Origin of the sequence: Nonomuraea jiangxiensis, assembly GCF_900099965.1 — a bacterium.
In the GTDB taxonomy this organism is placed as follows: Bacteria; Actinomycetota; Actinomycetes; order Streptosporangiales; family Streptosporangiaceae; genus Nonomuraea; species Nonomuraea jiangxiensis.
In genome coordinates, this window is the sequence record NZ_FNDJ01000001.1 from 215,715 (window position 1) to 237,424 (window position 21,710).

At 69.9% G+C, this 21,710-nt stretch carries 18 protein-coding genes; 14 read left to right on the forward strand and 4 right to left on the reverse strand.

Annotated elements, in window-relative coordinates; translation table 11 throughout:
- Positions 1-3: 3 nt before the first annotated feature.
- From frc to BLS95_RS00960, 5 genes are all read left to right on the forward strand, one after another.
- A complete protein-coding gene (gene frc / locus BLS95_RS00940) occupies positions 4-1,227 on the forward strand; it encodes a formyl-CoA transferase (protein ID WP_090928068.1) in 1,224 nt (407 codons plus the stop codon).
- The gene (locus tag BLS95_RS00945) at positions 1,228-3,342 is read left to right on the forward strand and encodes an acetate--CoA ligase family protein (protein WP_090928070.1); all 2,115 of its coding nucleotides are present in this window, start codon (positions 1,228-1,230) and stop codon (positions 3,340-3,342) included. It abuts the gene before it with no gap.
- Between the two features lie 81 nt (positions 3,343-3,423).
- Positions 3,424-4,914, forward strand: a complete 1,491-nt coding sequence (locus tag BLS95_RS00950; protein WP_218135526.1) for an Nramp family divalent metal transporter — start codon at positions 3,424-3,426, stop codon at positions 4,912-4,914.
- Positions 4,914-5,405, forward strand: a complete 492-nt coding sequence (locus tag BLS95_RS00955) for a hypothetical protein (RefSeq protein WP_090928074.1) — start codon at positions 4,914-4,916, stop codon at positions 5,403-5,405. Before BLS95_RS00950 ends, BLS95_RS00955 begins: the two co-directional genes overlap by 1 nt.
- On the forward strand, positions 5,402-6,382 hold the full coding sequence (locus tag BLS95_RS00960) for a TerC family protein (protein WP_090928076.1): 981 nt from the start codon (positions 5,402-5,404) through the stop codon (positions 6,380-6,382). The genes BLS95_RS00955 and BLS95_RS00960 overlap by 4 nt, the downstream gene beginning before the upstream one ends.
- 87 nt (positions 6,383-6,469) lie before the next feature.
- Here the strand turns inward: BLS95_RS00960 and BLS95_RS00965 are convergent, their stop codons facing one another.
- The 3 genes from BLS95_RS00965 to BLS95_RS00975 all read right to left on the reverse strand — a co-directional run bounded on the left by BLS95_RS00965 (position 6,470) and on the right by BLS95_RS00975 (position 8,880).
- Positions 6,470-6,646, reverse strand: a complete 177-nt coding sequence (locus BLS95_RS00965) for a hypothetical protein (RefSeq protein WP_218135527.1) — start codon at positions 6,644-6,646, stop codon at positions 6,470-6,472.
- A 90-nt stretch (positions 6,647-6,736) separates the two neighbouring features.
- Positions 6,737-7,480 (reverse strand): GntR family transcriptional regulator, encoded by a 744-nt coding sequence (locus BLS95_RS00970; RefSeq protein WP_090928079.1) that lies wholly within the window; start codon positions 7,478-7,480, stop codon positions 6,737-6,739.
- Positions 7,481-7,566: 86 nt separating this feature from the next.
- The gene (locus BLS95_RS00975; protein ID WP_090928081.1) at positions 7,567-8,880 is read right to left on the reverse strand and encodes an MFS transporter; all 1,314 of its coding nucleotides are present in this window, start codon (positions 8,878-8,880) and stop codon (positions 7,567-7,569) included.
- Positions 8,881-8,972: 92 nt separating this feature from the next.
- Here BLS95_RS00975 and sucC point away from each other — a divergent pair, with 92 nt between their 5' ends.
- The 6 genes from sucC to BLS95_RS01005 are packed head-to-tail and all read left to right on the forward strand — an operon-like array spanning position 8,973 to position 15,925.
- Positions 8,973-10,103, forward strand: a complete 1,131-nt coding sequence (gene sucC, locus BLS95_RS00980) for an ADP-forming succinate--CoA ligase subunit beta (RefSeq protein WP_090928083.1) — start codon at positions 8,973-8,975, stop codon at positions 10,101-10,103.
- Entirely contained in the window at positions 10,103-10,990 is an 888-nt protein-coding gene (gene sucD, locus BLS95_RS00985) for a succinate--CoA ligase subunit alpha (protein WP_090928085.1), read from the forward strand. Before sucC ends, sucD begins: the two co-directional genes overlap by 1 nt.
- Positions 10,991-11,038: 48 nt before the next feature.
- Positions 11,039-11,809 carry a hydroxypyruvate isomerase family protein gene (locus tag BLS95_RS00990; protein ID WP_090928088.1) on the forward strand — a complete coding sequence of 257 codons (771 nt, stop codon included), beginning with the start codon at positions 11,039-11,041 and terminating at the stop codon, positions 11,807-11,809.
- Positions 11,806-12,666, forward strand: coding sequence for a 2-hydroxy-3-oxopropionate reductase (locus BLS95_RS00995; RefSeq protein WP_090928090.1), 861 nt, complete (start codon positions 11,806-11,808; stop codon positions 12,664-12,666). The genes BLS95_RS00990 and BLS95_RS00995 overlap by 4 nt, the downstream gene beginning before the upstream one ends.
- The gene (gene gcl / locus BLS95_RS01000; protein WP_090928092.1) at positions 12,663-14,384 is read left to right on the forward strand and encodes a glyoxylate carboligase; all 1,722 of its coding nucleotides are present in this window, start codon (positions 12,663-12,665) and stop codon (positions 14,382-14,384) included. Before BLS95_RS00995 ends, gcl begins: the two co-directional genes overlap by 4 nt.
- A gap of 11 nt (positions 14,385-14,395) precedes the next feature.
- Positions 14,396-15,925, forward strand: a complete 1,530-nt coding sequence (locus tag BLS95_RS01005) for an aldehyde dehydrogenase family protein (RefSeq protein WP_090928095.1) — start codon at positions 14,396-14,398, stop codon at positions 15,923-15,925.
- Between the two features lie 32 nt (positions 15,926-15,957).
- Here the strand turns inward: BLS95_RS01005 and BLS95_RS01010 are convergent, their stop codons facing one another.
- Positions 15,958-16,302, reverse strand: a complete 345-nt coding sequence (locus BLS95_RS01010) for a DUF6703 family protein (protein WP_090928097.1) — start codon at positions 16,300-16,302, stop codon at positions 15,958-15,960.
- A gap of 114 nt (positions 16,303-16,416) precedes the next feature.
- Between BLS95_RS01010 and BLS95_RS01015 the strand changes: the two genes are divergently transcribed.
- From BLS95_RS01015 to BLS95_RS01025, 3 genes are all read left to right on the forward strand, one after another.
- Positions 16,417-16,704 carry an antibiotic biosynthesis monooxygenase family protein gene (locus BLS95_RS01015; protein ID WP_090928099.1) on the forward strand — a complete coding sequence of 96 codons (288 nt, stop codon included), beginning with the start codon at positions 16,417-16,419 and terminating at the stop codon, positions 16,702-16,704.
- Positions 16,705-16,798: 94 nt separating this feature from the next.
- Complete coding sequence (locus BLS95_RS01020; protein WP_176992964.1) at positions 16,799-18,184, forward strand: glycine--tRNA ligase; 1,386 nt, start codon at positions 16,799-16,801, stop codon at positions 18,182-18,184.
- Positions 18,185-18,561: 377 nt separating this feature from the next.
- Positions 18,562-21,672 (forward strand): M14 family metallopeptidase, encoded by a 3,111-nt coding sequence (locus BLS95_RS01025; protein WP_090928101.1) that lies wholly within the window; start codon positions 18,562-18,564, stop codon positions 21,670-21,672.
- Positions 21,673-21,710: the final 38 nt, after the last annotated feature.

The window sequence follows — 21,710 nt, forward strand, 5'->3', positions numbered from 1 at the left end:
GCCATGAAGGCTCTCGAAGGTGTCCGCGTCCTCGACATGACCCACGTCCAGTCCGGTCCGTCCGCCACCCAGCTGCTCGCCTGGCTGGGCGCCGACGTGATCAAGCTGGAGGCCCCGACCGGCGACATCACCCGGTCGCAGCTCCGCGACGTGCCCGACGTCGACAGCCTCTACTTCACGATGCTCAACTGCAACAAGCGCAGCATCACCCTCAACATGAAGAGCGACCGTGGCAAGGAGATCTTCACCGAGCTGGTGAAGAGCGCCGACATCATGGTGGAGAACTTCGGGCCGGGCGCCGTGGACCGCATGGGCTTCACCTGGGAACGCCTCCAGGAGCTCAACCCCCGCCTCATCTACGCCTCGATCAAGGGCTTCGGCACCGGCAAGTACGCCAAGTTCAAGGCGTACGAGGTGATCGCCCAGGCCATGGGCGGCTCGATGAGCACCACGGGCTTCGAGGAGGGTCCGCCGCTCGCCACCGGGGCCCAGATCGGTGACTCGGGCACCGGCGTGCACGCGGTCGCCGGCATCCTGGCCGCCCTCTACCAGCGCGAGCAGTCCGGCCGCGGCCAGCGCGTACAGGTGGCCATGCAGCACGCCGTGCTGAACCTGTGCCGCGTCAAGCTGCGGGACCAGCAGCGGCTCGAGCACGGCCCGCTGCGCGAATATCCGAACAAGTCGTTCGGCGACGAGGTGCCCCGCTCCGGCAACGCCAGCGGCGGCGGCCAGCCGGGCTGGGCGGTGCGCTGCGCGCCCGGCGGCCCGAACGACTACATCTACGTGATCGTCCAGCCGGTGGGCTGGAAGCCGATCTCGTCCATCATCGGCCGCCCCGAGCTGGCCGACGACCCCGAGTGGTCGACGCCCGAGGCGCGGCTGTCCAAGCTGGACAAGATGTTCCAGCTGATCGAGGAGTGGACGATCCGCCACGACAAGTGGACGGTGCTCGACCGGCTCAACGCCGAGAACATCCCCTGCGGGCCGATCCTGTCCACCAAGGAGCTGGTGGAGGACGAGAGCCTGCGCGAGGAGGGCATCGTCGTCGCGGTCGACCACCCCGAGCGCGGCGAGTTCGTCACCGTCGGCAGCCCGCTGCAGCTGTCGGACTCGCCGGTGGACGTCCGCACGCCACCCCTGCTCGGCGAGCACAACCAGGAGATCTACGGCGAGCTCGGCGTCAGCGCGGACGAGCTGGCCGAGCTGAAGACGAACGGAGTCATCTAAGTGTCAGTCCGGGAAGTACTGGAGAAAGCGCTCGCCGAGGGGCGTACCGCGCTTACCGCACCGGAAGGCCGCCTGCTCTGCGAGGAGTACGGCATCGCCACCCCAGGCGAAGGGCTGGCCACCTCGGCGGCGGAGGCGGCGGAGATCGCCGAGAGCATCGGGCTCCCGGTGGTGCTGAAGATCGTCTCTCCCGACATCCTGCACAAGACCGAGGCCGGCGGCGTGCTGGTCGGCCTGAAGACCGTCGAGGAGGTGCGGGAGGGCTACGACACGATCCTGGCCAACGCCCGCGCCTACAACCCCGAGGCGAAGATCGACGGCGTCCAGGTCCAGCAGCTCGTCGGCGGCGGGACCGAGGTCATCATCGGCGCCGTCACCGACCCCACCTTCGGCAAGGTGGTCGCCTTCGGCCTGGGCGGCGTGCTGGTGGAGGTGCTGAAGGACGTCACCTTCCGGCTCGCCCCGCTCACGGGTGACGAGGCCCTGGGGATGCTGGACGACATCAAGGCGGCGGAGGTGCTGCGCGGCGCCCGCGGCGCCGAGCCCGCCAACCGGGAGGCGCTCGCGGCGCTGGTCGAGCGGGTCGGCAAGCTGGTCACCGACTTCCCCGAGATCGCCGAGGTCGACCTCAACCCGGTCTTCGTGGACGCGAACGGCGCGGTCGCCGCCGACGTGCGCATCCTCATCGGCGAGAAGCCGGCCGAGCCCACCAGGCTGCCGCGGGAGGAGATCCTGCGGCAGATGACGCGGATCTTCAAGCCGCGCTCGGTCGCCGTCATCGGCGCCTCCGCCGAGAAGGGCAAGATCGGCAACTCGGTCATGAGCAACCTCATCAACGGCGGCTACCAGGGGCAGATCTTCCCGATCAACCCCAAGGCCGACGAGATCATGGGGCGGACGGCGTACAAGAGCATCGGTGACGTGCCCGGCGACGTGGACGTGGCCGTGTTCGCGATCCCGGCCAAGTTCGTGGCGGCGGCGCTGGAGGAGGTCGGGCAGAAGGGCGTGGCCGGGGCGGTCATGATCCCCTCGGGCTTCGCCGAGACCGGGAACGTCGAGGGCCAGCAGGAGATCGTCGAGATCGCCAAGCGGCACGGCGTCCGCATGCTGGGGCCGAACATCTACGGCTACTACTACACGCCGGAGAACCTCTGCGCGACGTTCTGCACCCCGTACGACGTCAAGGGGAGCGTGGCGCTGACCTCGCAGAGCGGCGGCATCGGCATGGCCATCCTGGGCTTCAGCCGCACCTCCAAGATGGGCGTCTCGGCCATCGTCGGCGTCGGCAACAAGGCCGACGTGGACGAGGACGACCTGCTGACCTTCTTCGAGCAGGACGACAACACCAAGGCCGTGGCCATGCACCTGGAGGACCTCAAGGACGGGCGCGGCTTCGTCGAGGCCGCCCGCCGGGTGGTCAAGGAGAAGCCGGTCATCGTCCTCAAGGCCGGGCGCACCGCCATGGGCGCGCGGGCGGCCGGCTCCCACACCGGGGCCCTGGCCGGTGACGACAAGGTCTACGACGACATCCTGCGGCAGGCCGGGGTGGTCCGCGCGCCGGGCCTCAACGACATGCTCGAATACGCCCGCGCGCTGCCGATCCTGCCCGCGCCCAAGGGCGAGAACGTCGTCATCATCACCGGCGCGGGTGGCTCCGGCGTGCTGCTGTCGGACGCCATCGTGGACGCCGGGCTGACCCTCATGGACATCCCGGAGGACCTGGACACGGCCTTCCGGGCCTACATCCCGCCGTTCGGGGCGGCGGGCAACCCCATCGACATCACCGGCGGCGAACCGCCCTCGACCTACGAGAACACGGTCCGCCTGGGGCTGGCGGACGAGCGGATCCACGCGCTCGTCCTCGGCTACTGGCACACGATCGTGACGCCGCCGATGGTGTTCGCCGAGTTGATCGCCCGCGTCGTGGCGGAGGAGCGGGCGAAGGGCAATGTCAAGCCGGTCGTGGCGTCGCTGGCGGGCGACACCGAGGTTGAGGAGGCCAGCGAGTACCTGTTCGAGCACGGCGTGGTCGCGTACCCGTACACGACAGAAAAGCCCGTCGCGGTCCTCGGTGCCAAGTACCGATGGGCGCGGGCGGCCGGGCTGCTGCGCTAAGAGCCGAGCGCGGTAGTTCAGGCGAGGGGGCTCATTCGGGGCGCACAAAGCAAGGCAACAAACCCCCCAGGAGGTCCGTAGGTGGACACATCGAACACACCACCGGCGACGGCCACGCCGCCGGTCGAGGACGACAGAGTATGGAAAGCGGGCCGGCTTGATCCGATGCCCATCAGGAAGCTCCCCGACGCGCCTCCCTCGGTGCACATCGTCGGGCCGACGGTCTTCTTGGTCGCGCTCGGCGTGGGCATCGGCGAGTCGTACATGTGGCCCCGGCTGGTGCTGCTGTTCGGGCCGGAGATCAGGTGGCTGTTCCTGATCGGCGTCACCCTCCAGGCCGTGGTCATGCTGGAGATGGCGCGTTACGCCATGGCCACGGGGGAGAGCATCTTCTCCGGCGCGGCCAGGGTCTTCAAGCCGCTGATGTGGTTCTTCTTCATCGTGGCGATCGCCGTCTACATCTGGCCAGGTCACCTGTCCGCGGGAGCGGCGGCGTTCGAACAGATAACCGGCATACCATGGATCATCACAGCGATAGCCGGCCTGGTCCTGGTCGGCGTGGTCTTCAGCCTGGCCAAGGTGATCTACAACCTGCTGGAGAACGTGCTGTCGTTACTGATCGGCGCGCTCGTGCTCGGCACCGCCGTGATCGCGGCGATGGTGGGCTCCTGGGGTGACGTGGCCGACACGATCACCGGCATGTTCGCCATCGGTTACCTGCCCTCGGAGGCCCTGTCCGCGGCGTGGTTCCCGGTGATCGTCGGTGCGTGCGCGTTCGCCGGCCCCTCGGGCATGCAGCAGATGTGGTACACGCTGCACCTGCGTGACTCCGGAGCCGGCATGGGCGCGCACATCCCCAAGGTGCGCGGTCTGCGGCACGCGGGCGAGGAAGAGGAGATGCCCGCCCGCGGGTTCATGTTCGACACCGACGACCCGGCCGAGATGGCCAAGTGGAAGGGCTGGCGGCGCTGGGTCACCTTCGACGCCCTGCTGCTGTTCTGGGGCGTCACCATGCTGGTCACGATCTCCTTCACGGTGATCGCCCAGTCGGCGGCGCGGCTGAACCCGGGCGTGCAGACGGCCCTGCAGCAGGACGACCGCGAGGCCGCGCTCGGGGCCATGTCCGACGCCGTCTCCTCGGCGGGCAGCTCGGTACTCGGGGCGGTCTTCCTCGGGTTCATCGCGCTGATCGGCCTGAACGCGACGCTGGGCCTGTTCGACTCGTTCTCCCGCGGGCAGGCCGACATGACCTACAACTTCGTCCCGGGGGCGAAGAAGATCGGCATGTCGCGCCTGTACGGCATCTTCCTCTGGGCCGTGATCATCTTCGGCATCCTGATCCTGCTGTTCGGCCCGGCCGACGGACCGAACGAGATCCTGGACACGCTGGCGTTCCTGTCGACGTTCGCGATGGGCGCGTACTGCGTGACGCTGCTTCTGGTGAACAACCGGATGTTGCCGAAACCGATCAGGCCCAGGTGGTGGAGCAACGTGATCATCGGATTTGGCGCGGTGTTCTACCTGGGGCTGCTGTTCTACTGCCTGTTCGCCTACGGTGTGGCGATCGGCTGATGATGATCGAACGGCAAAGCCTCGAACTCGCCCTGCCCGGGGCGTCGATCGGAGCCGCAGCCGGCGCCATGGCCGGTGGGCTGGTCCTCTTCGCGGGACAGCCCATCGGCATGGCCGCGCTGTCGGCGCTGGCACTCGCCCTGCCGCTCGCCTTGTTCGGCGGCGTGTACGGCCTGCTGCTCGGCCAGGGCGTCTTCAGGCCGGGCACCTTCGGGCCCACCGGCCTGTTCTGGATGGCGGCGTTCCCGCTGTCCCGCCTGGTCCAGGACAGCCTGTTCGGCACCGGCCTGACGGAGGGCGTGCTGCCCTTCCTGGGCTACCAGGCGATGGTGGGCCTGGGCTTCGCGATCGGGTTCGTCTGGCTGCATGAGCGGCTCATGCCGCACTGGCTCGTGCGCCGGGCTCCGGACAATCCGCGTGCGGAGGCCGTACTCGGTATCTACCTCCAGTACGCCCACGCGCTGCGCGCGAGAAAGGGAGGGCGCCGGTGAACCTGCCTCTCTGGATCTGGCTGGCCACGATCGGCGGGTTCGTCCTGATCCTCGCGCTGGACTTCTTCCTGGTCGCCCGCAACCCGCGCGAGCCCTCCTTCAAGGAGTGTCTCGGCTGGGTGGTGTTCTACGTGGGCCTGGCCGTGGCCTTCGGCGTCGGCCTGCTGCTGCTGTCGGGGCCGGCGCACGGTACGGAGTTCTTCGCGGGCTGGATCACCGAGTATTCGCTCAGCGTGGACAACCTCTTCGTCTTCCTGTTGATCATGAGCCGCTTCCAGGTGCCCAAGAAGTACCGCCAGAAGGTGCTGCTCGTCGGCATCGTCCTGGCACTGGTCATGCGGGGCGCGTTCATCGCGGCGGGAGCCGAGGCGGTAACCAGGTTCGACTGGCTCTTCTACCTGTTCGGCGCCTTCCTCGTGTACACGGCGTGGAAGCTGATCGGGCACGAGGAGGAAGAGGCCGAGTTCTCCGAGAACATCGCACTGCGCACAGTGCGCCGGGTGCTCCCCACGACGGAGACCTATCAAGGCGCCCGGCTCACCGTGCGGCATATGGGACGCAGGATGGTCACCCCCATGTTGATCGTGATGGTCGCGATCGGGACCACCGACCTGCTGTTCGCGCTGGACTCGATCCCGGCCATCTTCGGCCTCACCAAGGAGCCGTATCTGGTCTTCACGGCCAACGCCTTCGCCCTCATGGGGCTGCGGCAGCTCTTCTTCCTCATCGGCGGCCTGCTCGACCGGCTCGTCTACTTGAGCAAGGGGCTGTCGGTGGTGCTGGCCTTCATCGGAGTGAAGCTCATTCTGGAGGCACTCCACCACGACGGGGTGTCGTGGGCGCCGGAGATCCCGATCCTGGTCTCTCTCGGCGTCATCATCGGGACTCTCGCCATCACCACGGTGCTGAGCCTGATGAAGTCTGCCCGTGATGCGAAGAAGGCGGAGGTGGTGGAACCGGAAACCGCTGACCGCTGAAGAGGCCGCGCGCGGGGGCGGAGGTCGAGCGCCCCTGCCGCGGCTCAGCGCCGCGCCTGCCCCGAACGGGTCCGGCCCGCCTGCGGTCTAAGGCCGCGGGCTCTTGCGTACGTCGTGCTCGACGGCCCACTCGCGCAGGTAACGCTCCGCGTCGTCGGTCGAATATTGCTTTCTGAGCGCCATGCTGAGTCCGAGGCCGATCGCCCTGCCGTCTGCTGACTGGCCCAGGGGATCACCAAGGAGAAAGCGGACAAGCGCCTTCATGGTCATGCACCTCCCAACGTTCAGCCCCAATCCTCTACCCGAGAGGTTTCGGAGCATGTGTCTTCGTGTAAACGCAGGATCAATAGGTGGTCAGCCGGCCTGCGGCGTGCGCGGGCGGCGCCGGCGCACCGGCTTGGGCGCGGGCTCGACCGGGTCGTTCTCCCGCTGCTCCATGTAGGAGGCGCGGGTGTGCTCGGTGTGCTCACGCATGATCCGCGCCGCGCGTTGCCCGTCGCCGGCCTCGATGGCGTCGATCAGCGCCGTGTGCTCGTCCCACGAGGCCATGCCCCGTTGACGGGCCACCGGCGTGTGATACCACCGCACCCGCCGGGCGACCTGGCTGGCGAGCTCGGCCAGCACCGCGTTGCCCGACAGGGCGGTCACCAGGGCGTGCAGCTCGGAGTTGAGCGCCACGGCGGAGTCGACGTCGTCGGACTGCACCGCCGCGATGCCGCGCGCGCACAGGGAGCGCAGCTGCCGCACGCCGCCCTCGCCGGCGTGCTCGGCCGCGAGCCGGGCGGACTCCGTCTCCAGCAGCGTGCGGACGGCGAGCAGCTGGTCGGCCTCCTCCAGCGTGGGGACGTGCACGAACGCGCCCTGGCCGGGGTGCAGGTCGACCCAGCCCTCGCCGCTGAGCTGCTGCAGCGCTTCGCGGACCGGCTGCCTGGAGACACCGAGCAGCTCGGCCAGCTCGCTCTCGACGAGGTGCTGGCCGGGCTTGAGCTGGCTGGAGACGATGAGCTCTTGGATAGCCTCGATGACGCTCTCCCTGAGCGTCGCGGGACGGGGAATCTTGGTGGCCGCCGCCTGACCGGCCTGATCCGACAGCAACATGTTCGTGTCTCCAGGGCTGCTTTAAAAGTTTTTCGTCGACTGCCTACAGCATACCGTCCAGGGGTTGTCCCTGGCCGTGAGTCTCATCACAAGGGGAGTGTCGCCGGCAGGCCGGGGACGCGCAGGTGAGGCGTGGCGAGCGCCGGGAGGGCCGCGAGCGCGGCGGCGACGGCGAGGGCGGTCACCGGGGCGCTCAACGCGGCCAGCGCCAGCAGGGCCGCCACGATTCCGGCCAGTGCCTTGGCGCTGTAGACGACCGCATGGATCTCGCCCGCGCGCTCCGCGCCGAAGAACTCCCGCACCAGGCTGGCGAGCAGCGGGTAGAAGGCGCCGCCGCCCAGGCCCGCGAAGACGGCCCCCAGCCATACGAGCGGCCCTCCGGCGCCGAGCCACACCAGCGGTCCCGCCGCGACACCCGCCTCCGGGAAGGCGGCAGGCGGGGCGGTAAGGACCGTGGCGTTCTGCGCGGCGGCCGCGAGCAGGACCTGGCCGAGCGCGAGCGAGCCCAGTACGGCGGCCAGCACCCGCCGGCGGCCGAACACCTCCGACGCGCGCATGGCGATCGACCGGCTGGCCCCGTTGAGCGCCACAAGCAGGGCCACCGCGCCCCACGAGCCGGTGCCCGCCACCACGATCACGTCGAAGACCGACACCGCGCCCGCGCACGTCAGGATCAGGGCCAGCGCGGGCAGCGTACGCGTGCGCATGGCCTGGCCCAGGCGGAACTCCTTGGCCGCGTCGGGGTTCGTGCGCAGCCTGGCGGCGTTCAGGGCGTGCGAGCGCGGGTCCACGTCCACGGGCCACCACAGGGCCGGGGACAGCCGCAGATAACGGGCGGCGGCCCCGATGACCGCCACCGCCAGCACGGCGGCGACCAGGAAGGCGGTGCCCGTGGCCGCCGGGGCGATCCCGGCCCAGAGCAGCAGGGGCACCGCTCCGTAACCGAAGGCGCCGGTGATCAGGCCGACCCGGGCCGCGGGCCGGTCCGGGTACCAGGAGGAGACGACCTCGCCGCACACCCCGTAGACGAGGCCGGCGCCCAGCCCGCCGAGCAGGGCGTAACCCGCGAGCGCGAGCGGCAGCGCCGGGCCGGTGAACGCCGCGGCGGCCAGGCCCAGGCCGCTCAGCACGGCCCCGGCGGCCAGGCAGGCGCGTACGCCGAGGCGGCCGCGGCGTACCAGGTGGAGGGCGGGGAGCGCGCCCGCGGCCTGGCAGGCGATCCAGACGGCCAGCAGGGTCAGACCGCCGGGCTCGGTGGCCAGCAGGGCGGCGAAGCCGTACTGGAGAGGGCTGATGGCGGCCATGGCCGCCAGGGCCAGCCAGAACATGCGGGAACGGTCGGCGGGGACGGGGCCGGGCAGGTAGCTGCGACCCCGCCAGTCCCTGATTGCATTCTCCATACTGTATGGAATATCCAGGAACACAGACCCGTGTCGAGACCCTAGACGGCGAATATTCCATACGGTATACCGTCTACAAAGAGGAGGCTCGAATGGACCTGTACGAATACCAGGCGAAGGAGCTCTTCGGGCGTCACGGCATCCCGGTTCCCGCAGGCAGGGTGGCGGCCACCCCGGCCGAGGCCCGCGCTGCCGCGGCCGACCTGAACGCGCCCGTAGTCATCAAGGCCCAGGTGAAGACCGGTGGACGCGGCAAGGCGGGCGGCATCAGGACGGCCGCGGGGCCGGTGGCCGCCGAGCAGGAGGCCGAGCGGGTCATCGGAATGGACATCAAGGGGCACGTCGCCCACCGCGTGCTGGTGGAGACGGCGACCGTGCCGTTCGAGGAGTATTACGCCGCTTTCCTGGTCGACCGGGCCGAGGGCGGATTCCTGGCGATGGTGTCGGGCCAGGGCGGCATGGAGATCGAGGAACTGGCCGCCAACAACCCCGACGCCCTGGTGAGACTGCCCATCGACCCGGTGACGGGCGTCGACCAGGACACCGCCCGGCTGCTCGCCGCCAAGGCGGGCCTGCCCGAGCAGGCGGCCGAGGTGCTGGAGAAGCTGTGGAAGGTGCTGGTCGCGGAAGACGCGGTGCTGGTCGAGGTGAACCCGCTGATCTGCACCACCGACCAGCGCATCGTGGCACTCGACGGCAAGGTCACCCTGGACGACAACTCGGCGTTCCGGCACTCCTGGGACTACGCGGAGGAGTCCGACAGCCTGGAGGCCCGCGCCAAGGCCAAGGGCCTCAACTACGTCAAGCTGGACGGCCAGGTCGGTGTGATCGGCAACGGCGCCGGGCTGGTGATGAGCACTCTTGACGTGGTGGCCGGTGCGGGCGCCGCCCCCGCCAACTTCCTGGACATCGGTGGCGGCGCCTCCGCCCAGGTCATGGCCGACGGGCTGGAGATCATCCTGGCCGACCCCGAAGTGCGCTCGGTCCTGGTAAACGTCTTCGGCGGCATCACGGCCTGCGACGCGGTGGCCAACGGCATCGTCACCGCCCTCGGGCTCCTCGGCGAGCGCGGCCACGGCACGCCCATCGTCGTACGGCTGGACGGCAACAACGCCGAAGTGGGCCGGCGCATCCTCAGCGACGCCCGCCACCCGGCGGTCCGGCAGGTCTCCACCATGGACGGCGCCGCCGAGATGGCGGCCAGACTCGCGGTAGGTGCTTGATGGCGATCTTTCTGACCAAGGACAGCCGGGTGCTCGTGCAGGGCATGACCGGCGCTGAGGGCACCAGGCACACGGCGCGCATGCTCGCCGCGGGCACCGACATCGTGGCCGGGGTGACCCCGGGCAAGGGCGGGCGCTCCGTGGACTTCGGCGACCGCACGGTGCCCGTGTTCGGTTCGGTGGCCGAGGCGGTGTCGGAGACCGGCGCCGACGTGTCGGTCATCTTCGTGCCGCCGAAGTTCACCGGCGGCGCGGTGGAGGAGGCCGTCGCCGCCGAGGTGCCGCTGTGCGTGGTCATCACCGAGGGCGTGCCCGTGCACGACGCCGTACGCTTCCGCGCCCTGGCCGCCGGCCGGACCCGGATCATCGGCCCGAACTGCCCCGGGCTGATCAGCCCCGGCCAGTCCTCGGCCGGGATCATCCCCGCCGACATCACCGCCGCCGGGCGCATCGGCCTGGTCTCCAAGTCGGGCACGCTGACCTACCAGCTCATGTACGAGCTGCGCGACATCGGCTTCTCCACCGCCGTGGGCATCGGCGGCGACCCGGTCGTCGGGACCAGCCACATCGACTGCCTCAAGGCGTTCCAGGAGGACCCGGCGACGGAGGCCATCGTCATGATCGGCGAGATCGGCGGCGACGCCGAGGAGCGGGCCGCCGCCTACATCGCCGAGCACGTCACCAAGCCCGTGGTGGCGTACGTGGCCGGGTTCACCGCGCCCGAGGGCAAGACCATGGGGCACGCGGGCGCGATCGTGTCCGGCTCGTCCGGCACCGCGCAGGCCAAGAAGGAGGCCCTGGAGGCGGTCGGCGTCCGGGTCGGCCGCACCCCGTCGGAGACGGCCCGCCTCATGCGGTCGGCCCTCACCCGTCAGGGGGCCGCGTGAGGGATCCGAGCGACCAGGCGACCGAGCCGCCCTTCCGGGAGTGAGGCCATGAGCACGAGGTTCGATGTCAACCTGTCCATTCTCTTCACCGACCTGCCCCTGCTGGAGCGTCCGGCGGCGGCGGCCAAGGCCGGGTTCGACGCGGTCGAGCTGTGGTGGCCGTTCGACGGGCCGGAGCCGGCGAGCGCACGGCTCGCGGAGCTGCGGCAGGCGATCGAGGACGCCGGGGTGCGTCTGGTCGGCCTGAACTTCGACGCCGGCGACATGGCCGCGGGCGAGCGCGGCCTGCTGGCCAGGCCCGACGGCTCCGCCCGGTTCCAGGCCAACATCGACGTAGCCGTGCGGCTGGCGGACGAGCTGGGCTGCAAGGTGCTGAACGCCCTGTACGGCAACGGGCCGGACACCGACCGCGAGCTGGCCGTGGCCAACCTGCGGCGGGCGGCGGACGCGGCGGCCGGCATCGGCGCGACCGTGGTCGTCGAGGCCCTCAACTCCCACGAGAACCCGAAATATCCGATCACGTCGTCTCAGGCGGCGTTCGACCTGATCGACGAGGTGGACCGAGGGAACGTGGCCTTCCTGGCCGACCTGTACCACCTGCACCGGATGGGGGAGGACGTCCTGACCCTCATCGACCGGCACACGGCCCGGTTCGGCCACGTGCAGATCGCCGACGACCCCGGCCGCGGGGCGCCGGGCAGCGGGCGGATGCCGTACGAGGAGATCTTCACCCGGCTGGCGGCGGCGGGCTACCGCGGCCACGTCGGCCTGGAGTACCGGCACGAGGGGCCGGGCGCGTTCGACTGGAGGCGATCATGAACATCGGGTTCGTCGGCTTGGGGATCATGGGCAGCCCGATGGCGGCCAACCTCCTCAAGGCCGGACACGCCGTGACCGGCTACGACCTGAGCACCGAGCGGGTCGAGCAGCTCGTCGGCCTGGGCGGCAAGGGCGCGTCGAGCGTGGTCGAGGCGGTCGGCGGCGCCGAGGTGGTGATCTCCATGCTGCCCGACTCGCCGCAGGTCGAGGAGACCGCGCCGCTGGTCATCGAGTACGGCAGGCCCAACCTGCTCTACATCGACATGAGCACCATCAAGCCGGAGACCTCCCGCAGGGTCGCCAGGCAGGCGACGGCCGCCGGCGTACGGGCGCTGGACGCCCCCGTCAGCGGCGGCGAGCGCGGCGCGATCGACGCCACGCTCTCGATCATGGTCGGCGGCGAGCAGGAGGACTTCGAGGCGGCCCGGTCCGTGCTGGAGACGCTCGGCAAGACCGTCGTGCACGTCGGCCCGGCCGGCGCCGGCCAGACCGTGAAGGCGGCCAACCAGCTCGTCGTCGGCGGCATCTACGGGCTGGTGGCGGAGGCCATCGTGCTGCTGGAGGCCTCCGGCGTGGACCCGGCCCCCGGGCTGGACGTGCTCGCGGGCGGCCTGGCGGGCTCCCGGATCCTCGACATCAAACGGCACACCATGCTCAAAAGGGAGTTCGCCCCCGGATTCCGGATCGACCTGCACCACAAGGACATGGGAATCGCCGTCGCGGCCGCCCGTGAGGCCGGCGTCAGCCTGCCGCTCACCGGCCAGGTCGCCCAGCTCGTGGCCGCGGCCAAGGCCCAGGGCCACGGCTCACTCGACCACTCCGCCCTGCTCAAGGTCGTCGAAAGGCTGAACGGATGAAACCAGTTCCCTGCATGGAGGCCGTGGTCTCGGTGCTGGAGTCGGAGGGGGTGGACACCGTCTTCGGCATTCCCGGCGCGGCCATCCTGCCGCTCTACGCCGCGCTCCAGCACAGCTCGATCAGGCACATCACGGTACGCCACGAGGAGGGCGGCACCCACGCGGCCGACGGCTGGGCCCGCGTGACGGGCAACGTGGGCGTCTGCATCGGCACCTCCGGCCCGGCCGGCACGAACATGATCACCGGCCTCTACACCGCGCTGGCCGACTCGATCCCGATGATCTGCATCACCGGCCAGGCCGCCACCAGCAAGCTGCACCAGGAGGCGTTCCAGGCGGTCGACATCGTGGAGATCGCCCGGCCGGTGACCAAGTGGGCGGTGCAGCTCAAGGAGCCCGCACAGGCGCCCTGGGTGTTCCGGGAGGCGTTCAGGATCGCCCGCTCGGGACGGCCCGGCCCGGTCCTCATCGATCTGCCGATCGACGTCCAGCGCGGCCTCTGCCTGTACGACCGGGAGGTGGACGCGCCGCTGCCGGTGGACGTGCCGCGCCCGCTGCCCGCGGCCGTGCACAGGGCCGTGGACCTGCTGGCCGCGGCCAAGCGGCCGATCATCCTGGCCGGCGGCGGGGTGATCATCGCCGAGGCCGCCGACGAGCTGCGCGCGCTGGCCGAGCACCTCCAGGTGCCGGTGCAGGTGACGCTCATGGGCAAGGGCGCCTTCCCCGAGGACCACCCGCTGTTCGCCGGGATGGCCGGGATACAGACCCAGACGCGGTGGGGCAACGCCGCGTTCCTGGAGAGCGACCTGGTGCTGGCCGTGGGCGCGCGGTTCGGCGACCGGCACACCGGCGACCTCGACGTCTACCGCAGGGGACGCAAGTTCGTCCACGTGGACATCGAGCCCATGCAGATCGGCCGGGTCTTCCAGCCCGACCTCGGGATCGTCGGGCACGCCCAGCCGGTGCTGGCGGACCTGCTGGCCGAGGCGCGCCGGCGTGGCGGGCCGCAGGACCCGGGCAAGTGGGTGCGCAGGGTCGGCGACCTGCGGCGCACGATGGCCCGCCGCGACGACTTCGACGACGTGCCGATCAAGCCGCCCAGGGTGTTCAAGGAGATCAACGAGTATTTCGGCAGGGACACGACGTTCGTCACCGCGATCGGGCTCTACCAGATCTGGTCGGGGCAGTTCCAGACGACGTACCTGCCGCGCCGTTACCTGGTCTGCGGGCAGGCCGGGCCGCTGGGCTGGGAGGTTCCCGCGGCCATGGGCGTCAAGCTCGCGCACCCGGAACGCCAGGTGGTGGCCGTGGTCGGCGACTACTCCTTCCAGTTCCTCATGGAGGAGGTCGCGGTCGCGGCCCAGTACCGGATCCCGTTCGTCATCGTCATGATCAACAACGAGTACCTGGGTCTCATCCGGCAGGCCGAGCTCCCGTACGACATGAACTTCGCCGTCGACCTGCACTACGGGGAGGGCGGCATCGACCATGTCAAGGCGATGGAGGCGTTCGGGTGCCCGGCCCGCAGGGTCGAGCTGCCCGGCGACATCGCGGACGCGCTGGCCTGGGCGTCGGCCGAGTCCGCGCGGGAGCGGCTGCCGGTGCTCGTGGAGGTGATGGTCGAGCGCGAGGCCAACGCCGCCATGGGGCCGTCGCTTGAGGCGATCAAGGAGTTCGAGCCGCTGCCCGAGCTCATCACTGCCGACTGGTCCGACTGAGAGGAGCGCTCATGCAGCTCAAGCCGGGTACGGCCTGGCGGGACGCCTACAACGGATGTTGTACGGCGGCGCCCGAAGCCTTCCACGACGACCGGGTGCTGAACCACTGGGGCGGCATCTGGCACCGCGACGGGCGTCCCGTGCCCGGCTTCTCGCCCGTGGACGGGACCGCCATCGCGGGCCTGCCCAAGCTCGACAGGGCGGGCGCCGGGCGGGCGGTGGCGGGGGCCGTCGAGGAGCACCGGCGGTGGCGCTACCTGCCGCTCGCCGACCGCAAGGCGATGGTCGCGGCGGCCGTGGAGTCCATGGCCGAGCACCGCGACCTGCTGGCCCTGCTGCTGGTGTGGGAGATCGGCAAGCCCTGGAAGACCGCCTGCGCCGACGTGGACCGCTGCCTGGACGGGGTGCGCTGGTACCTCACCGAGATCGACCGCATGATGGCCGGGCGCATGCCGCTGTCCGGTCCGGTCAGCAACATCGCGAGCTGGAACTATCCGATGAGCGTGCTCATGCACGCCATGCTCGTGCAGGCGCTGGCCGGCAACGCGGTGATCGCCAAGACCCCCACGGACGGCGGTTTGTGCTGCCTGACCCTCGCCACCGCGCTCGCCGTGCGGGAGGGCCTGCCGTTCACGCTGGTCAGCGGGAGCGGGGCCGACCTGTCGCCGGTGCTGGTGGCGGGCAAGTCCCTGGGCTGCGTGTCGTTCGTGGGCGGCCGGGACGCGGGTGGCCAGGTGGCGACCTCGCTGGCCGACCTCGGCCGGCGGCACGTCCTGGAGCAGGAGGGGCTCAACTGCTGGGGCGTGTGGGAGTACGGCGACTGGGACCTGCTCACGAGGCAGATCCGCGCCTCCTTCGACTACGGCAAGCAGCGCTGCACCGCCTATCCGCGGTTCGTGGTGCAGCGGTCGTTGTTCCACGAGTTCCTGCGCGCCTATCTGGCGGCGGTCGGCTCGTTGCGCTTCGGGCACCCGCTGGCGGTCGAGGACGCGGAGGACCCGCTGCCGGAGCTCGACTTCGGGCCGCTGATCAACGCCTCGAAGGCCAAGGAACTGGCCGATCAGGTGGACGAGGCGATCGGGCGGGGTGGCGTGCCGGTGCACCGGGCGACGCTTGCCGGCGGACATTTCCTGCCGGGGCAGGATACGTCGGCGTACTTCGCTCCGACGGCGCTGCTCAACCCGCCCCGGTCCTCGCCTCTCTTCCACGCCGAGCCGTTCGGCCCGGTGGACACCTTTGTCCTGGTGGACACGGAGGCCGAGCTGCTGGCCGCGATGAACGCCAGTAACGGCGCCCTGGTCGCCACCCTGTCCTGCGACGAGGAGGAGACCTTCCGGCGGCTGGCCCCCGAGGTGCGGGCGTTCAAGGTGGGCCACAACAAGCCGCGTTCGCGCGGTGACCGCGAGGAGCTGTTCGGCGGGCTCGGCGCGTCCTGGCGCGGCGCGTTCGTCGGCGGCGAGCTCCTGGTGCGCGCCGCCACCTCAGGACCCGAGGCCGAACGCCTCCCGGGCAACTTCCCGCACTACACCCTGCTGCCGTAACGGCCTCACCCAGGCCGGCACCCGCGTCGGGCTCACCAGGCTCCGAAGCGGGTCGCCACCAGCAGCACGAGAAAGACCAGCACGGCGACCCGCATCGCCTTCCCGCCGATGCCCAGCGACGGCCACGACAGGAACGCCAGCCACCCCACGAACGCGAGCACCAGCAGCGCGGCCACCCCACCCAGCCAGTTGGCCACGGCGAACCCGGCCAGCAACAGGATCACCAGCACGACGGGCGCCACCCACCGGGGCACCTGCGTGAACAGGAACGTCATGGGGACCGCGCTGCGCCGCTCGACCGCCTTACGCAGGCCGGTCGCACCGGGTGTGAAGAACCGCTCTCCCTGGGGAAGCGGACGCTTGTTGTCAGGGGCCACACGTAGAGCCTACGGGAGTTTCGCGTGACGATCGGGCGGGTGAACCCCGATCGCGGCAGAGCTCACCCGGCCGGTACGCCCGTCGCGGCGCTGCTCCCCCTTTAGGCTGGTCACGTGCTCGCCGTCATCCGATACACCGTCCCAGAGTCCCAGTCCCAAGATTTCGTCAAGCAGGGCCACACCATTCTTGACACCCTCGCCGCCCAGCCGGGCTACCGCCGCGGCAGGCTGGCCCGTTCGGTGGACGAGCCCAATTTGTGGGCGCTGGTCAGCGAATGGGAGGGCGCCGGTTTCTACCGAAGGGCGCTCTCCGCCGCCCGGATGGTGATGTATCCGTTGATGATCCTCATGGTCAACGAACCCAGTGCGTTCGAGGACGTCTACACCCAGGACGGGGCGTAGGAATACTGGCGCGCGAGGGCCGCCGCGCGTCCCCTAAGCTGGGAGCTCACCAATCACACTCGCCGACCTCCAGCCGGAAAGAGAATCAACCAACATGGCACGACGCAACGACGTCATGGACACCATTGTCAGCCTCGCCAAACGCCGCGGGCTGGTTTACCCGTCGAGCGAGATCTACGGCGGACTGCGCGCGTCGTGGGACTACGGTCCACTGGGTGTCGAGCTGAAGAACAACGTCAAGCGGCAGTGGTGGCTGTCGATGGTCCAGTCACGCGACGACGTGGTGGGCCTCGACTCCTCCGTGATCCTGGCGCCCGAGGTGTGGCGGGCCAGCGGCCACGTCGAGACCTTCACCGACCCGCTGACCGAATGCCTGTCCTGCCACAAGCGCTTCCGGGCAGACCACCTCATCGAGGCCTACGAGGAGAAAAACGGCAAGGAGCCCGAGGGCGGCCTGGCCGACATCACCTGCCCCAACTGCGGCAACAAGGGCACGTTCACCGAGCCCCGGCAGTTCAGCGGCCTGCTCAAGACCTTCCTCGGCCCGGTCGAGGACGAGTCCGGCCTGGCCTACCTGCGGCCCGAGACCGCGCAGGGCATCTTCATCAACTACCTCAACGTGCAGCAGTCGGCCCGCAAGAAGATCCCGTTCGGCATCGGCCAGATCGGCAAGTCGTTCCGCAACGAGATCACCCCGGGCAACTTCATCTTCCGCACCCGCGAGTTCGAGCAGATGGAGATGGAGTTCTTCGTCAAGCCGGGCACGGACGAAGAATGGCACCAATACTGGATCGACGAGCGCTTCCGCTGGTACTCCGACCTTGGCATCAACAAGGACAACCTGCGCCTCTACGAGCACCCGGCCGAAAAGCGGTCCCACTACTCCACCCGCACGGTCGACGTGGAATACCGCTTCAACTTCGCCGGCTCGGAGTGGGGTGAGCTGGAGGGCATCGCCAACCGCACCGACTACGACCTCACGGCCCACTCCAAGGCCTCGGGCGTCGACCTCAGCTTCTTCGAGCAGGACACGGGGGAGCGTTACGTCCCCTACGTCATCGAGCCCGCCGCGGGTGTCGACCGGGCCACGCTGACGTTCCTGCTGGACGCCTACAGCGAGGACGAGGCGCCCAACGCCAAGGGCGTCATGGAGAAGCGCACGGTCATGCGGCTCGACCACCGGCTCGCGCCGGTCAAGGCCGCGGTGCTGCCGCTGTCGCGCAACACCGACCTGTCGCCGAAGGCCCGCGACCTGGCCGCGCAGCTGCGGCGCAGGTGGAACGTGGAGTTCGACGACGCGGGCGCGATCGGCCGCCGCTACCGCCGCCAGGACGAGATCGGCACGCCGTTCTGCATCACGGTCGACTTCGACACGCTTGAGGACCAGGCGGTGACGATCAGGGAGCGCGACTCGATGGCCCAGGAGCGCATCTCCATCGAGGGCGTCGACGCCTACCTGCGCCAGCACCTCAACGACTAGTTCCACGTACGGGCCGTTCGCCGTTGTTCCGGCGGGCGGCCCGTTCCCCTTTCCAGGACCAACTTTTACGGCGGAGCCAACGGGGCTCCAACCGCCCTAGCGGGCTGAGCGCCTTCCAGGGGGACGCTCCTCCGCTTCACCGCCGCGCCGCCGTGACGCGCGCACGCGTCACCGAGTCCGTGGTTCACGCGTGCACCGCGGTCCACGCAGGCCCATGCCACCGGCGTTTCGCCGGATTCTTCGCTGCCGAGCCCCGGCCGGATGAGGTCGTCCGAGCTTTGACCGGATGTGGCCGTCCTGATTGACAATTTCCCCGCGTCCACCGACATTGCGGGCATCCCTAGCGGCCAATCGGGGGCTGATTTCTCGGAGGCGCGATGAAGCGCGCGTTAATCATGTTCGCCGGCACACTCCTGTTACTGGGTTCGTTCACGATCCCCCCGGCCTCGGCGGTGCCGAAGCCCGCGGCGGGCCCGGACGGGGTTTTCGTCTACACGGGCGAGCTGACCGCGGACCAGCTCGGCAAGCTCGTCGCGGCCGGTGTGGATCGCGAGGAGATGCGGATCGTCAAACGCGCCGACGGCAAGGTCGCCATCGAGGTGATCCTCGCCTCCGCGCTGGCCGACACGCTCTCCAAGCAGGGCATCACCCTGCGGGCCCAGTCCGCCGCCGCCGCCCGGCAGGCGCAGAAGGGCGACGGGGTGTTCAAGCGCTACGCGGGCGCCGGAGGCATCCGCGAGGAGATCGTCGCCGCGGCGGACGCCAGGCCCGGCATCGCCAAGGTCGTCAACCTGGGCGACACCCTCAACGGCACGCCGATCACCGCGATCAAGGTGACCAGGGACGCCCGTAAGCTCGCCGACGGCAAGCGCCCGGCCATGCTCTACATGGCGGCCCAGCACGCCCGCGAATGGATCACACCCGAGATGGTGCGGCGGCTGCTGCACCACTTCCTGGACGGATACGGGACCAACGCCGAGCTGACCCAGCTCGTGAACACCACCGAGTTGTGGTTCGTCCCGGTGGCCAACCCCGACGGCTATGACCACACCTTCACCCCTGACAACCGCCTGTGGCGCAAGAACCTGCGCGACAACGACGGTGACGGACAGCTCACCAGCAACGACGGCGTCGACCTCAACCGCAACCTCGGCTACAAGTGGGGCTACGACGACGAGGGCTCGTCGAGCCTGCTCTCCAGCCAGACCTACCGCGGCAGGTCGCCGCAGTCCGAGCCGGAGTCCGTGGCGATCGACAACCTGGCCAAGCGGGTGCGGTTCACCTACCTGATCAACTACCACTCCGCCGCCATGTTGCTGCTGTACGGGATCGGCTGGCAGCAGGCCACCCCGTCGCCCGACGACCTGATCTTCGAGGCCATGCTGGGCGACGACGCCCACTCCGCCGTACCGGTGTACGACCCGGACATCGGCGCCGAGCTCTACACCACCAACGGCGAGCTCGACGGGCACATGACCAACCGGCGCGGCATCATGTCCATCACGCCGGAGATGTCCACCTGCGAGACGGCGGTCGAGCGGGACCCGGCCGACGAGTGGACGCTGGAGGACTGCGCGGGCGGCCAGGGATTCACGTTCCCCGACGACGAGGAGCTGATCCAGGGCGAGTTCGCGATGAACGTCCCGCTGGCGGTGGCCGCGGCCAAGAGCGTGCACTCGCCGGACAAGCCGGTCTCCGTGGTCGGGCGGACGGTGCCCGACTTCGCGCCGGACTCCTTCCGGGTGTCCTACGGCGACCCGCAGCCGGTGGCCGTCGTCGCGCGCCGGTCGCTGAGCGACAAGGTGATGCGCTTCCGCATCAACGGCGGCCGGACGCAGACGCGGTCGCTGTCGGAATGGCAGGGCGGCGAGCGCTACGGCGACGAGAACGACCTGTACTTCGCCGAATACCGCGCCACCGTCAGCGGCGCGAAACCGGGCGACCGGGTCGAGGTCTGGTTCCAGGGCGTCAAGAAGGGCGCCGGCGTCGTCTCCAGCACGCCCTTCACCTACACCCTGGCCAGGGACTCCAAGGCCAAGGTCCTGGTGGTGGCGAACGAGGACTACACCGGCTTCAACCCGGACTACCCGCCCTCGGTGACGACGCCCAAGTACGCCGCCACGTACAAGCAGGCCCTGCAGGCCGCGGGCTACGCCTCCGAGACGTGGGACGTGGACGCGCAGGGCGTGCCGCACCGCCTCGGCGTGCTGTCGCACTTCAAGGGCGTGGTCTGGGAGCTGGGCGACAACCGGCTGTCCATGGACCAGCAGGACCTGGTCACCGTGACCCCGCTCGGCAACCTGCCCGACGCGGACGTCAAACGGTGGCAGCAGGACCTGACCGTCGCCATCCGCGACTTCCTCAACGAAGGCGGCAAACTCCTCTACACCGGCGAGACCGCCGCGTACTACGGCATCCTCGACACGATCGTCGGCGGCATCTACTACGGCATCGACGGCAACCCCGACGGCGACTGCGTGGTCACCACCATCCAGGGCCTGTTCGACGAGTGTCTGCTGCTGGCCGACGACTTCACCCAGTACTACATGGGCGTCGGCGGCCGCATCGCTCGCGAGAACCCGAGCGGCTTCACCGGGACCGGCCGGCTGGCCGGGGTGAGCGGCACGTTCGGCGGGCCGGCGACGGTGGACAACCCGGTGGACGAGGCGGGCGTACTGCAGCCCATGGGCACGGACTTCCCGCTGTTCACCGGCACGCCCGCGGCCGACTACCAGCTCGGCGCGGGCGGCCCGTTCGACCCCGCCGAGGGCGACTGGTACGTCAGGGGCGCGCACGCCGACGACTCCTACATGCGGCTGACCAGGACCGTCGACCTGAGCTCCGTGACGGCGGCGCAGCAGCCGCGGCTGGCGTTCCAGCTGTCCTTCGACACCGAGCCCGGCTACGACAACGTCATCGTCGAGGCGCACACGGTAGGCCAGGACAACTGGACCACGCTGCCCGACCTGAACGGCGGCACCGACACCGGGGTCCCGACGGAGTGCGAGGCCGGGTTCTACCTCGACGAGCACCCGTTCCTGGAGCACTACCTGACGCCGGGCAACCCGTGCCAGCCGACCGGGACCACCGGGTCCTGGAACCGGTTCACGGAGAACTCGGGCGGGTGGCGACAGGTCGCCTTCGACCTGTCCGCGTACGCGGGCCAGCGGGTGGAGGTGTCGATCAGCTACGTGACCGACCCGAGCACCGGTGGCGTCGGCGCGTTCGTCGACGACACCAGGATCACCACCACGGCCGGCACCCTCGACGCCGAGGGCTTCGAGAGCGGCCTCGGCCCGTGGGAGATCCCCGGACCGCCGCCGGGCAGCCCGACGGGCGCGGGTGACTACACCCGCGCGCAGGCCGACAAGACGGCGGCCGTGACCACCAAGGACACGGTGCTGCTGGGCTTCGGGCTGGAGCAACTGGCCGGCGACAACGAGCGGAACGCGACGGTCAGGAAGATCATGAGGTATCTGATCGGCTGACCCACCACCACGGACGGCCACCCTCCCGCCGGGGGGTG

Bases quoted from the DNA above. Each gene is read 5' to 3' on its own strand.
- gcl (WP_090928092.1), top strand. From the start codon at position 12,663: ATGAAACCAGTTCCCTGCATGGAGGCCGTGGTCTCGGTGCTGGAGTCG.
- BLS95_RS00990 (WP_090928088.1), top strand. From the start codon at position 11,039: ATGAGCACGAGGTTCGATGTCAACCTGTCCATTCTCTTCACCGACCTG.
- BLS95_RS00955 (WP_090928074.1), top strand. From the start codon at position 4,914: ATGATGATCGAACGGCAAAGCCTCGAACTCGCCCTGCCCGGGGCGTCG.
- BLS95_RS00965 (WP_218135527.1), bottom strand. From the start codon at position 6,646: ATGAAGGCGCTTGTCCGCTTTCTCCTTGGTGATCCCCTGGGCCAGTCA.
- frc (WP_090928068.1), top strand. From the start codon at position 4: ATGAAGGCTCTCGAAGGTGTCCGCGTCCTCGACATGACCCACGTCCAG.
- sucD (WP_090928085.1), top strand. From the start codon at position 10,103: ATGGCGATCTTTCTGACCAAGGACAGCCGGGTGCTCGTGCAGGGCATG.
- BLS95_RS00970 (WP_090928079.1), bottom strand. From the start codon at position 7,480: ATGTTGCTGTCGGATCAGGCCGGTCAGGCGGCGGCCACCAAGATTCCC.
- BLS95_RS01025 (WP_090928101.1), top strand. From the start codon at position 18,562: ATGAAGCGCGCGTTAATCATGTTCGCCGGCACACTCCTGTTACTGGGT.
- BLS95_RS00995 (WP_090928090.1), top strand. From the start codon at position 11,806: ATGAACATCGGGTTCGTCGGCTTGGGGATCATGGGCAGCCCGATGGCG.
- sucC (WP_090928083.1), top strand. From the start codon at position 8,973: ATGGACCTGTACGAATACCAGGCGAAGGAGCTCTTCGGGCGTCACGGC.
- BLS95_RS01005 (WP_090928095.1), top strand. From the start codon at position 14,396: ATGCAGCTCAAGCCGGGTACGGCCTGGCGGGACGCCTACAACGGATGT.
- BLS95_RS01020 (WP_176992964.1), top strand. From the start codon at position 16,799: ATGGCACGACGCAACGACGTCATGGACACCATTGTCAGCCTCGCCAAA.
- BLS95_RS00975 (WP_090928081.1), bottom strand. From the start codon at position 8,880: ATGGAGAATGCAATCAGGGACTGGCGGGGTCGCAGCTACCTGCCCGGC.